6 protein-coding genes and 1 pseudogene are annotated in these 13,781 nt (G+C 38.6%); 2 read left to right on the top strand and 5 right to left on the bottom strand.

Annotated features, from left to right (window positions below; translation table 11 throughout):
- Positions 1 to 25: 25 nt before the first annotated feature.
- The gene (locus V7K31_RS07555) at positions 26 to 592 is read left to right on the top strand and encodes a phycobiliprotein lyase (RefSeq protein WP_335093532.1); all 567 of its coding nucleotides are present in this window, start codon (positions 26 to 28) and stop codon (positions 590 to 592) included.
- 127 nt (positions 593 to 719) lie between these two features.
- On the opposite strand, the pseudogene V7K31_RS07550 reads toward V7K31_RS07555, so the two are convergent.
- The 5 genes and pseudogenes from V7K31_RS07550 to V7K31_RS07530 form a co-directional block, all read right to left on the bottom strand.
- Positions 720 to 860 (bottom strand): annotated as a pseudogene (locus tag V7K31_RS07550) (IS4 family transposase); the annotation flags it as partial.
- 91 nt (positions 861 to 951) lie between these two features.
- Positions 952 to 4,815, bottom strand: a complete 3,864-nt coding sequence (locus V7K31_RS07545) for an ATP-binding protein (RefSeq protein ID WP_335093529.1) — start codon at positions 4,813 to 4,815, stop codon at positions 952 to 954.
- A 104-nt stretch (positions 4,816 to 4,919) separates the two neighbouring features.
- Positions 4,920 to 8,438, bottom strand: coding sequence for a hypothetical protein (locus V7K31_RS07540; protein ID WP_335093527.1), 3,519 nt, complete (start codon positions 8,436 to 8,438; stop codon positions 4,920 to 4,922).
- Positions 8,439 to 9,045: 607 nt separating this feature from the next.
- Positions 9,046 to 10,566 (bottom strand): site-2 protease family protein, encoded by a 1,521-nt coding sequence (locus V7K31_RS07535; protein ID WP_335093582.1) that lies wholly within the window; start codon positions 10,564 to 10,566, stop codon positions 9,046 to 9,048.
- Between the two features lie 393 nt (positions 10,567 to 10,959).
- The gene (locus tag V7K31_RS07530; protein WP_335093526.1) at positions 10,960 to 12,504 is read right to left on the bottom strand and encodes a group II intron reverse transcriptase/maturase; all 1,545 of its coding nucleotides are present in this window, start codon (positions 12,502 to 12,504) and stop codon (positions 10,960 to 10,962) included.
- Positions 12,505 to 13,000: 496 nt separating this feature from the next.
- Here V7K31_RS07530 and V7K31_RS07525 point away from each other — a divergent pair, with 496 nt between their 5' ends.
- Positions 13,001 to 13,684, top strand: a complete 684-nt coding sequence (locus V7K31_RS07525) for an MBL fold metallo-hydrolase (RefSeq protein WP_442941234.1) — start codon at positions 13,001 to 13,003, stop codon at positions 13,682 to 13,684.
- Positions 13,685 to 13,781 lie beyond the last annotated feature (97 nt).

The following is a 13,781-nucleotide window of genomic DNA, read 5'->3' as shown; positions in this document are numbered from 1 at the left end:
ATTTTGATGTAGGGTAATTTCATTCATGAATATTGAAGAGTTTTTTCAGTTAAGTGCTGGTAAATGGTTTTCTCATCGTACTACTCAACATTTGGCTTTTAATCAATCTGAAAATAGCAAGTCAGACATCATCATTGAGACGCTGCCAATAGATCATCCAGAGGTGATCAAACTGTGTCAAAATTACAAAGTTAATCCTAGTTCTGCTTCCTGTGCTACCAAAATTACTTGGAACGGCACAAGGGAAAAGGATCAAGCAAAACACAGTGGTTCAACTGTGTTAGTTTCGGTACCTGATGCAGATAATCCGGCTCAAGGCAAGTTACTACGAGAAATAGTTGATGCCGATAAAACTCCAGTTGCCGGACGCTATAAAATTGATACTGATGGTGCTTTGACCCTAATTACAGAGGATGAAACCATGAGTTCTGAGGAGCGCCTGTGGTTTGCTAGCCCCAATTTGCGAATGCGGGTAAATGTCCTCAAAAGTTTTGGTGGACTTAGTATCACTTCCTTCACTTCTGAGATTCGTATGGGTGGTTTTCCACCTGCTGCGAAGGCTTCCGAGGCGGCTAATTCAGTATCGAATTAGTTTTAATACAGCATATTCCCCCTGTTTAGAGGGGGAATTAAGTTTAATATTTTTTATGAACGATTAAGTTAGAGTACACCCTAATTAGTCATTGGTTCTGGCAGCTTGCAATATTAGGAAGCGATTGGAGTGTTAAAACTGCTGCAACCATTAACGACAAATTGAGAATTCTATCTCGTAATCCTAACTGCTTATAATATTTTGGTTGAGCAAAAATAGCCGGGGTTAATAAAGCTTCTAAGTGCGAGGCAATCGCTTCATTATCTATAGCAGGGGTATATAGAAGCTTCAGATGGACTATATCAACCACAGAAGTGATTTTCACGGAAATGGAGACGATAATCACTCTAGTGGTCGCTTTATTGACGTGACAAAATCAGATTGAGAAGATTTAGGGAGCGAGAGTTAAGAAAGTAATTTGCTTTAAACAAACTACGACGAATTTGTGCCAAATTGTAACTTTTAAAAATTACCCAAGGAAAATCAGGGTAGCCATTACCAATGGGAAGAAAATCATTAGCAGGATACAAAGCTTTAATATAACGCTCTAGTAATATACGAAAATCATAACTCATAGGAAAATTTGCCTCTCCCATGAATGAGGATTGGAGAATCTCATCCTTTAACAAAAAATGCAGGGGAATAGCTAAGTACTGATCGCTAAAATTACTAGAGTCGCTTATTTGCTGAGTGTTACCCTCATTTTGGAGCAGGTGTTCTATAAAATCAATGGCAAACAAAATTTCATTTTTGATATTTTCTGAGTAATCACCTTGACTGATATTTTTTAGTGCATTCCTAAAGTTTGTTGTTATATAAAAGCGAATTTGAGAATAAGGATCTATGCTATAACGTGATGTTACAGTATGATTATTCATTGGGATAATCAATAATGAACCGTCCATATAAACCTGTGGACTAATTTCCATTTCTAACAATTCAGCCATACAAGAACATTGGTCAAATAAAAAATCCACTCCTAGCTCCAATAAGGACAGCAAGCTAATTTTTTTTCTAGCTGGTTGCTGGACAACAGAAGAATTGGATATGCGAGGAGATTGAATTAGAAACTCGGATGACTTAAATAAAGTAAACAGATTTTCAAAAACAAGTTTAATATCCTGGTCATCTGGATGTAGCCGCTGGTGACTTCGTAGTAACTGCATCAAAGATTTAATCCGAGTGCTGAAAGTCTCACCGCTTGAATATATGGCTTTCCCACCGACGGGAATCATGGCTACGTTGTGTCCACCTAAATTCCCAGCACCCAAAATTCGCGTCATTATCGCCGCCCGTAAGACGAGTAGAGAACCTATTAAATTCGCGGCGCGGGTACTTTTACTTTGTTGATTATTAGGTGCATTTGTAAAAACTTTTTCAATAATGTAAACTGTTATTTTCTTATGAGCGCGGTCATTATTTTGTCCCTCACCAAACTCACCTCTACCTCGATAAATTACCTGAATTATCTCCATCAGGTTATTTTCTATCTGAAATCTTGGTAGTTCAACAATTATGTGTTTAGCAAGGGGAAAAGAAATACCGCGAGCCGCAGATGATGTCATAAACACTACCCGCACCTGATTCTTGCGTTTGAGCAGCGTTTCCAGATCAGCTACTTGGGAATGTATCTCCAGATAAGTCTCATTTTTATCGAAGCCAGAAAGTCTCTTTTTGACTAGGTAAATTAATTGTCTCAGACGTTGTTTATCCTGAATATAAACAATTAATTGTCCTAAATCTGGGTGATTAACATAGTGGATTATTTCGTTTATTAAAGAATCATCTCGTGCTAATTGACCTGGTTTAATTTTAATGGAACCATCATCGTTGATTTTGTTCACTTCAAAGAACACTTGGTAAGTTAGCTCAATTTGTTTCGCCGGATATGAGTTAACATTAATAATAGCAGAATCCACATTGCCTAGCGGTGCAGAATAATCTCCAAAAGACAGATAACTAACTTCCAATGGTTCTTGCTTTTTATCAACAAAAGAACAATAGATTTTATCTGGTTCCGCTTCCTTTGTACCGAGATGTGGTTTAACAATATCAATACCTGTAAGAGAAGCATCGGCAATAATCAACTTTGTATTGAAACCGTATGAAGGGTCAAATAACTCAAGTTTTTTTCCTAACCATTTCTTCATGGAGTGAAACCACTCAACTCCAGCATTGTCACCTGTTACTTCGTCAATCATGACAATAATATGCTTCAGACGTGAAGATAATTCACTCATTAGCTCCGGAATTACATCACCATTATTTGTAACTGAACGAAATAGTCTCTCGAAATTATCTAATGAGTCACCTCCACTATTCAATTTGCGGAGGGATTGAGTTGAGCAGGTAATGACAATTTTATTTTTTTGCTGTTTGATGAGAATATGACCTGCGTCACATAAACTTCTAATAACTCCGGTTCCGGATTTGTTGTTGTAGCCGAGTGAAGAGCGGGACTGACGATTTATTAAATTCTTTCGGTTGGTATTCCGTTTTTTATCATATTCTGCACCATGAAAAGTTACCCCTAAGCTTTCAAAAGTTTGGTTATTGCCATTAGAATAATATCTCACCGTAGGCTGGTTATTATTGGTAGCAATCAGAGCGTGACTCGTGGAAATACAATACAGGTCATCAGCGAACAAATTACCTGTTTTTTTATCTATAAATTTATTAATCGTGTCTTCGTTTACAGAGAGACGTGGACTAATGTAGAAAAACAGGAAACCCTCGTCAGCATGTTCGCGGATAAAATTCACCACCGCTGTTGTTTTACCAATACCCGGATTCCCGGTTAGAAACAGATTACGATAATTACCTGACAGATGTTCCTGAATTATTTTTGCGTGGGCATTTATTAAAGAAATTTGCTCAGTTAGATGGTATTTTTCACTGATTGAAGTATCTAAAAAATCTGAGGGATTATTAAAATTTGTAAGTCTTTCACTGAAACACACAGTTTTATCTTCTGTAACATTAGTATCACATAATGAGTCCACAAATTTGTGGACTTTTTGTTCATGAGAAAGTTTATCTGGCTGAGATTTTTCTATTAATTCTTCTTTTACCGAAATTCCTACTTGTTCAAGCGAACGTGAAAGACAATATACAGCATTTTTTTTAATTAAATTAAGCATCTTAAACAGCGCATTTTCATAAGTATTGATGGAATTTTCTCTATCCGACTTTTGCCGTCCCTTCATCGATTTATATGCCTCGGCGCAAAGGTCAAGAATCTGAAAGTCCTCCCGGCTAACATTTAAGGTGCTAATTCCTCGTGTAGTGTAACCTATCGTTGTCACTTGTACGGTCGCATCCTTGGGTATTCTATTTTCTGAATCAAGAAATTTGACGAAACTTGCTGAGTATGATGCTGCCTGTACCAACTTAACAAAATCTTTGTCGTAATAAGAAAAAGCTGTAAGATAATCGTGAATATATTGCCCTATTAATTGCTGATTAGTCCCTTTTTGGGTGTCAATTTTTAATTGATGATAAACACTTTTGGACATTAAATAACGCAGTTCTGCTTTTAAATATCCAAGAATAGACGAAGCGCTTGATAAATTCCACAACTCAAACTGTTCTTGCTCATGTCTTGACTCATCATTATCTTTCTGAGAATTCAATTCATTATCCTGATTATTTTCCACAGTAAAGGCGGACAAATCAACACAAATAATGTAATATTCCTTGTTTTTTTCTCCGTCTTTCGACATCAGCATCAATGTATCCGCTTTTAAAAATTCTCCTGTGTCGGCGTACTTATTTATATATGGTGTAACCTTATCTGCGGTAATATCAAGCTGGGAAAGAATCTGAGAATATCGGTCATGTTGATGTTTTTCTAGCGTTCTCATGCTGGCTTCGTCTGAGAGGCAGCATTGCATATATAGTAGTTCCCAGTTTCTATTGGAAGCGGACGGAAATTCCAAGGAGTCCATCAATTCCTTCCATAAGCCTAAACCACCAAGATGACCTCGCAAGAGTAAAAATTTACCCCATGCTGCCCATATTCTTTGACTCTCCGCATCAATAAATCCTTCTAACAGTTTCATCTCAACAAGTTTATTGACTACTCCTCGATGATTGATACGTTTCAGGTCATCAATGAATAAATCCATGTGGGTATATTTCATCCCTGATTGATGAATAGCTGTCAATATTCCTGCGTTAAATGCTAACTCGAAAAGATGTCCCTGAGCTTCTCTTATTTTCATTTTTGATTTTATTAAAAGAATTATATTCAGATTTTGAACAATACATAATTTACTGAGATAATCAAGGTGTCGTATAAATCAAAACTAAGTATATTATGGTTAACTTAAAATTGAATTTCGACACTACCATTTACAATGATCCAACCCTTATTCTCTAGTATCAAGTAAATTCGTTCTCGTAAAATTGGATGGTTATAGTGCCTCACTAAGAAATCATTATAATCTCTAGAAAGTTCTGTCCACGGGTCTTCTATTTCGTGTTGATCTAAAAAATCCTCAATCTCTTCAAGGAAGACAAGTAGAGTTTGAGATGAATTGGCAGAATCATTAATCACATCTTTTACATCTCTTACATCTTTTGAGTCACCCAAGGCATTGTCAACTTCTGTCAACCATGCGAGATAATTCATTTGCACCCCAGGAATGCAATGCTTACCTCTTGCCGATGATCTGCCGATTGCATTATCGCCAATTATATCGTTAAGTGGGTCAAGCTTAGGTAACAATTTTTCTGACTTGCCTTGTTTCTTTTCGTATCTGGAATAATGCAATAGTGTCAAATAAAACGTAATATCATTTTTTAATTGACCTTCCTTAATTAGACCATTCATAACCTTCGTCATGTCGAGTGCATCACCTGGATGAGCATTCAAAAGTGTTGAATAAGTCGTTGCAGTGTTATAAAAAGTCCTATCTTTCTCTATGGTCTTTACTGTAAGCAAATTAAAAAATATTACCTGGGAACGATTCGGGTCATTAAATAAGTTACTGAGTTGTCGTACATCTTGAACATATAAGCTTTCTTCTTGAGTTTTCTCGTCGATGCACAAGGCACTGTAACTGTCATATAAAACAGGATATATTATTAGATCATCTGCAATCTTATTGATAAATCTGATTATATGCGGTGACATAAAAAATAATTCATTTTGCTGGTCTGTAACTCGCAATTGTTCAGAAAAAGGAGTTTTAGCGATGTATAAAACATCCTTAAAACCCTGAGAATACATCTCATTAATTACATCTCGAAGCGCCCACGGAGTACGATGCAATTCATCTAACCAGTAATTACCTGCTAAAGTTTTAACTCGATTTATCTTTATACCAGTTTCGGTGTCCTCCACCGCTACTATTTCACCTGTCAAATTCGCAATATAATTATCTTCCCAACGTGACGAACGAGCATCACACTTGTTACTAGACACCATTACTATTAATAATTTTTTTAGTATCCGTTTATCGTTATTTTTGCTATGGTATTTTTGAGGTAATACAGAGTACAGTGATTTCTTCGCATTAGCAATTCTAAAACGGTCGATTTTCGGTAACACTATCCCTTGAGAATTGATGAACATAAAGTCAGTTAATAAGTGATTCCATTCTTCAACCGTTTGATGAATTAGTGCTTCCTGTTGTGTTGTTTCTTCTTCCGGTGTTTCATGCAGTATCCACTGCCCTACAAATAAACTTTTGTTTTTTTTCACCCTACTAGTGAGAAGTTCTAGGATTATAAATCCAAGGGTCTTTAATGTAAGCTCGTATTTGAAACGCCCTTCATCTGTAGCTTTTTCTAAAGAAACCTCCCCTATTTGAAACTCTATAATTGAGCCATCAAATACAACACTGCTGAGTAAATCACTAGCTTCGTCAGCATTGTTAAGTGTATTAACTTGCTTCAGGAAATCAGATTTTTTACCTAATAATTGTGCAAGTTGTTTTATATTCTTTTTATCGCGCTCAAACTGTTGTGCATTATTAGATTTTACAAACTTATGGAAGACAGTGAGCATTTGTATATCGTCAGTTTGATAAGCCATATCAAACTCACATTTTTTTGCTGCTCGATAGAAATTATCTGTCTCAAATTTCAGCTTTACGGGTAGCTGGATAATTGCTTGTTTTGTTACCCCCTGTAGGGAAATAAAGATATGCTTGAGACATTGTTTCAAATTACCCGAAGAAAGTTCTTCTCCAAAAAATCTATCTGTACTACTTATTTCTGTCAATTCAGAAACCAGTAATTTCTTTGATATCCCAATACTTACTTGCTTCTCATCTGATAATAAAAAATTTGGATATTTTAAATATTTTTGGATAAGTTTTACTATTGCTTTTAGGTTGTGTGAAACGAAATCTTGATTAATATCACTAGTAAACTCCGCCAAAAAGTTTTGCTTATTTCCATCACTCTGATTATCTGGGTTACTGAAAATAGGCAACACTTTGTCTGTAAAATGTTTAATTACATCAAATTGGAGAACATCTTGATAACGATAATTTACTTCCGAGGGATTAGGACACGCAAATGCAAAATAATAAATAATAAAATATTTAATTATTTTTTCAACCCGCCAATCTGTTTTTCCCGAGGGATTTTCATCAATTTTTTGATTATTTAAGTTTGAATTTGGGTTAATTATGTCAAGTCCGTAAGCGAATGAAGTAGCGTATTTAACTGGATTATTTACGCGCCCATTGAATTTAAATTTTAATCCAAAAGTTATTGATGTTATACCTAAACGTGGGTCATCTGTCTGCCCAATACAACCATTAATTTGCCCAACAATAGGTAATTCAAAAAAAGCATCCCTACGAGAAAATAATTCTTTAATATTTACAGTCACACCCTGATATACTAAATCGTAATAATCATCAGCTTTCTTCGGGTCATTGATGAATTTTTCTAATAATCTAATGCGTCTACTGTAGTCTCTCAAATAAAATGATGCTTCGTTGGATGATATTTGACGTGAATTTTCTCCTTTATCATCCTTATATATGACTTCTCTGTTTTTACTTAAATCGTTACATTCTTCACCAATCACTTCTGCCCAAAATTCTAAAAAATTTATCTCCGCTTCTCTTTTTAATCTTCCGATTGTTTCTTGATTAATTAATTTTTCAAGTAATGATAATTCCTGAGAGCCATGAATCTTGATAGACTCCAGATTAGTTCTTACATTGCGAATTACATAATCAGATATATCTGACTCATCATTCATCTTCAGACGAATATAGTTTTCTAGTGCCGTTAATACAAGTTCGCGGAATCTAGTTGCACTATTTATTTCTATAGTGACTTTGTGGTTTATAATCGCAGGATTATCAAACTCAGACTCCAAGGTTAGTTCTTGGCTACTTAATCCAGGGGATTGGGGGAAATTCCAGGTAAATAAGGAAGAATCTTGAGAATTTTTTGCCAAGGGCGTAAGCATTGAATCAATTAATTGCTCAATGATATTATCTGCAATTTGTGCATTGGAATTTAAACCTGTGCTATTCCTAATTTCGTCTATTAAAAGTTTGGATAAAGTCGCTTTTATTGATTTAATTTTGTCTTTAAATACGTCACGACAAGCATCGTTTATATTTATTGTCGCTCGATATGTTTTTTCGTCTTTTGACAACGGTAATCTTATATCTTTAGCTTTAGCTAGCTGGTAAGCAAAGGCATGAATATCAATGATTAACCTTAATCTCCCGTTATTAGAGTCTTTTTTCAAAGAAAATATTTTTCCTCCTGACTCTCCATTCAATTCCTCATCTATTTTTGAGAGCAAATCTCTATAATCTGGTTGCGGTAGTTGATTTCTTTCTTCCTTTAACTGATTCTGATTTTCCACTCTGTGTCGCTCCTTTTTTAGTTAAGTGAAACCGGGTTGTATGTTGCTTACTTTGCCATCATTGGCTCAATATAATACAACTACTATTGCTAAAATTCCCTTTATATTCACAAAAGTAGATCATTCTCAGGGACAGTACCGGGGTTGAAAATTTTAAGCAAAAACGAACAACATCATACTCAAACACCTCAACATCGGTATTCTTTGTGTACATTGCTCCCCATCGGTAAGAGGTTAAATTTATAGAGCTTTTGTCAATAAATAATAGTAGTTAGAATTATGCTGAAAATCGGGCTAGTCAACAGAATTTTTAGGCGTGCGATGCCTACCTACGACTGGCTACGCCTACGCGTCACATTTAAAAGCATGATTCATTCTTGCCTCAAAATCCAGTACAAAGATTAATTTAATACTCTATTTATAAGTGAATTTTCAGCATTATTACTAATTGACAAGAATGATTTTGTCTTAACTCTCACTAATGGCGGAGTAAAGGCTATTGTTTAATACTGTTTATAATTTCAATAAAAAATCCCAACCGATGGTTAATTTCATAGTTGGAAAAAAATAAAATTTAGAGACTTTGCTATCTCTGTGCTGATACTTTTTAAATTTGCAAAAAGTTAGCGATCGCCTGCGGTAATGGCAAAACAATTACAATCAACAAAGCGATCGCCAGTAATCCCCAAATGTCACGTACATTATCCAATTCTGTCACATCATTCAGCGCTGGTTCATCAACCAACGGCATAAATAATAAGATAATCGCCCACACCAAAAATTCTTCCCGAACTAAAGAAAGTAATAGCAACAACACGCGAGCAATTTGACCAATTACCATTGCAATTCGTTGTCCAAACATCGCATGGACAATGTGACCTCCATCTAGTTGTCCCACAGGCATTAAATTTAACGCTGTGACAATTAATCCCAGAAGACCAGCTACTGCAACTGGATGTAAGTCAAGGGCTGATTTTGCTGTTAACTGGCTTCCCAAGGCCAACTTCGAGAGTAGCGCCAGTAAAATTGAATACTTGGGATTAAGAGCATCAAGATTTAAAACTCGGGTTTTTTCATTCAGGGAAACCACGTCAGAATGAGCCAAGCCCCATATTAGTAATGGCAAGGTAACAACAAAACCTGCAATTGGCCCAGCGATACTAATATCAAATAAAGCTTTGCGGTTAGGAATAGGACTACGCATCTGAATAAATGCGCCAAAAGTTCCCAAGAAGAAAGGCACGGGAATAAAGTAAGGCAACGTCGAGCGAATATTGTAAAATTTAGCTGTCAAATAATGTCCCAATTCATGAATGCCCAAAATTGTCATCAGTCCTAAAGCATAGGGCAATCCTTTGAATAGGACATTTTGGTTAGATAGAACTTTGAACAAAGAGCCAATTTCCCAGATCGGCGGCAGAGAAACACCAGCATTTTGCACCCCCACCAAGGTAGTAGTTACCAAAGTGGCTGCTAGCAGCAGAAGTGCTAATCCGGGTCGAGTTAAGCGTTCTTGGTTGCGTGGTGGTGTATTTCTCTCTTTAGCAGCTTGAGTGTTGGGAACCAGCACAAAGAAAGGTTTGTCATTTAAACCTTCTTGAAAGATCAGCACGAAGCGATCGCCAAATTGTGCTTCAATATTAGTCTTAATCTGCTGGTAGGCGTTGCTGGCTTTAGTTCGCAACTGACCACGGCAAATCACAGCTTGTGGTCGATACTCAATATTTTGAACGTAGTATACAGACCAAGGAAAACAATTTCGTAGTTGGGTTTCTTCCGTTAGCTCAATGGGACGCACTATTGGTTCTGGGGTAGGCTGGATAGTCGGCTGTGATTCTGAGGCTTGAGCTTGGCCTTCGGTCTGTGTATCTGTTGGCGTTTGACGCCCCCATTGAAACAATGTCCAGTACAACAGTGTGCAGACAAATAACGACCAGAGAATCAGCGCTGGCGGCGGAGGTTGTTTGGGCCCGTACATCAGCGTCCATCCACTCAACAGAAATGCTGGTGTCATTAAAACCAGCCACAACAACCATACTGGCGTCCGGGTAATGTGAGCGACGTTGTGCTGCACCATTAGATAAGTAGCTAGCCCCAGTAGGAGGATAAACAGAAACCAAAATGCCATATTATCTTTAGTAATTTGGACAAAATGCCCCACTAGTAGCTTCAGCACCATAGCATTAACTACAAGGTAGAGCTGAAACCCCAATTTTATTCACAACGGTTAACAGGGTTGGTTAACGCTCAAGTTTCAATTCTTCAGAATTTCCACACTGTAATCAGATTGTTCACAACTTCTCAGTTTCGGTTCTTTGATCATGTGCCTTTTACCTCAAGTGCCAAGTCATACAACTAAGCCACCACGGGCTGTCTTCCTTGACGAAGTTCCTAGCGGAGTTTCTCTGCAATCGGACTTCGTACAAGAGAGCATTGGTTGAGTCGATGGCGGGTATTATCCCGCGCACCTCTCAGTTAAATCTGGGCATGCGGCTTTCACCGCACCCAGCTTCCGATGTTCTCAGCTTGCGCTTTTGCTCATGTGTTTGTAATCGTGGCAACTCTCGTGAATTGCTTCAAGATTATTTTTCTTCCAGTTGGCGTGGTTTCCGTCGATGTGGTGCAGATGTACCTTTTCTTCATCGATGAATTTCAGACCGCAGGAAGCACATTTATGGTTTTGCTTTTTGAGAGTTTTAGAGGTTTCGCCGTCGTAGAGCTTGCTTTTACGTTCGCTCCAGTAGGCTGTATTTCCGTCATAGGGGGATTTTGTTCCTTGAACCATGACGTGTTTATTTTCGGAGTGGGAAACTGCTGGGAATGCCTTGTCTAGTACTTTTTTGCTAGAGTAGCGGTTTTGCTTGGTTTCCTTGTTGAATACCGTGTAAGCTCTTTTTTTAATGTGGTATAACGAGTTTCTAGACCCGTCCATCTTGCAGAACTTATGGTAATTTCTCCAACCTCTAACTACCGGGGCTAATTTCTCAGCCTTTGTGGTAGAACCATAATTCGAGTTGTTGACGATGTGTTTTACTTTCTTACGAAAAGCTTTGAAGTTGTCCACTGAGGGGCTACATCTGAACTTTCCGTTTTTCTGCACTTTAAAGTGCCAGCCGAGGAAATCAAACCCATCTGTCGCGGCGGTAACTTTGGTTTTCTTTTGGCTTACATTCATTCCGCGTTTGCGGAGGAACTCGCTGATTCTTTCAAGTATCTCTATCGCATCATTTTCGGGTCGAATTATAATAACCATATCGTCCGCGTATCGGACTGATGGCTCGGTGATTCTTCCTTGGTTGTCCTTGGATTGATAAATACTTTCTACCCCATTAAGTGCGATGTTCGCTAGTAGTGGGCTGACCACTCCCCCTTGAGGTGTACCCTGTTCGGGGAATTCTGGGTTAATTCCTGCCTTGAGGCATCGGTATATTCCGAGTTTTAAGCCTTTAGGGGCAATGAGTTCGTCCATTATTGCTGAGTGGTTAATCCTGTCGAAGCATTTTTCGATATCGAGTTCAATAACTCGCTTGTTTATTCCGTTGGCTTTGGAGTTTAGGTTGGTGAAAATATACCGTTGGGCATCATGGGCAGAGCGCCCAGTTCTAAACCCATAGCTCCTAGCGTGGAAAGTGGCTTCGTGTGCTGGTTCGAGTGCATATTTTGCGAGGCATTGCCAAGCTCTATCCGCGATGGTTGGTATTTTAAGCATTCTGGTTGTCCCGTCCTTTTTAGGGATGGGGATTTCCCGTAAGCCCTGATGCTTCCAATTTCCACTATTCATTTTCAGTAGTTCTTCAAGGTTGAAGCGTTCCATGAATGAGAGGGATTTCTTCCCATCGATACCAGCCGTCTTTTTACCAGCGTTTAGCTGAGATACTTGTCTTATTGCAAGAAATCGAGCCGAGGTTGATTTTAGAATAAGCTTTTGGAGTGACCGCGCTTTCCGCTTGTCTCCAACTTGAACAGCTTTAAATACGCGCTTTTGAAGGCGGAAAAGATTTCGGCGGAATTTCTTCCACGGTAGTGCTTTCCAAGATTCACTAGTATGTCTACTGTGTCTAATCATTTTCTCTTCTAGAGTTTGTATTTTCTGAACACCTCAGACCAATTACGGTCTGTCCTACCCGAATTGTGGGGATTCCTCCGCTCGTCTGGGCTACTTGGGGTTCGACTGCCCCTAGACCCACAACTCGTTTTTATTCGTTCCCTCGGAGAGATTGATTGTTCCGTTAGATGTAGCCAATTCGACTACTGGATTCCCTTGACTCTTGCCGATACTAAACCCATGTTCCGGCGGGAATGGACTCCAGTGGGGTCAGGGGTTTTTGGTTGCGCCCTGCCTAAGAGTAAGTCGCTTTTCTAGGCTCTGTTTCATCATAGGAACTCCCTATTAGCGCCAGTGTCAACCCGCAACGGTCGTCTGATTGCGCCCTGTTCCCAGCTTCACTCTACAAGAACCGAGCTTGTTCGGTGTGGGCAGATAAGGAGTCAATTCTGAGTCTGAATGGCAAGGCTTACACTTGCATCAAACCGAGAGTTCAGCCTTTAGTGACAGTAATCTGCTGTCGGGCTGGGTTAGTTATTTACGGGCTGATTACCGTGATTCACTAACCAACGAATCGCACTTTGCTTTTCCACCCAATCGGGACACATTAGGGGGAACCTCTTATTTTATTGTAAGAAATGAAGGCAATATCCTCATAGATTGCCCTGCCCTAGATCAAACAAATCAAGATTTTTTCGGAGCGCATGGAGGCGTGCGTTGGTTATTTCTTACCCATCGAGGTGCTATTGGCAAAACTGCTGAAATTCAGCAAACCTTTGGCTGCGAGGTGCTGGTTCAAGAGCAAGAAGCTTATTTATTACCAGGCTTAACTGTAACTACCTTTAGGCAGGAATTTACTCTCGATGCCGCTACACAAGTGATTTGGACACCAGGCCATTCTCCCGGCTCATCTTGCCTCTACTACAGGGAATTTGGAGGTATCTTGTTTTCTGGTCGCCATTTAGTTCCTAACCAGCAGGGTCAACCAGTACCATTACGCACAGCGAAAACCTTTCACTGGCCTAGGCAAATTAACAGTCTTCGATTATTGTTAGAACGTTTTACACCAGAAAGTCTTCAGTATATTTGTCCTGGAGCTAATACAGGCTTTCTCAGAGGCAAGCGTGTCATAGATCAAGCTTATCAACACCTCGCCTCTCTAGATTTACCAGCTTTGCTGCGGATACAGCCCCTACTTTAGAGGCTACCGTGTATACACAAGTTATCCGATTACCCAAAAGTCCTCTAAAACCTCAAAGAGTCCTATCTTTAATCCCTCTCCTTAGTAAGGAGAGGGA

It is taken from the genome of Nostoc sp. (genome assembly GCF_036917675.1).
Classification (GTDB): domain Bacteria; phylum Cyanobacteriota; class Cyanobacteriia; order Cyanobacteriales; family Nostocaceae; genus Nostoc.
The sequence above is the reverse complement of the archived record's forward strand: the minus strand, read 5'-3'. Positions and strand labels throughout refer to the sequence as shown.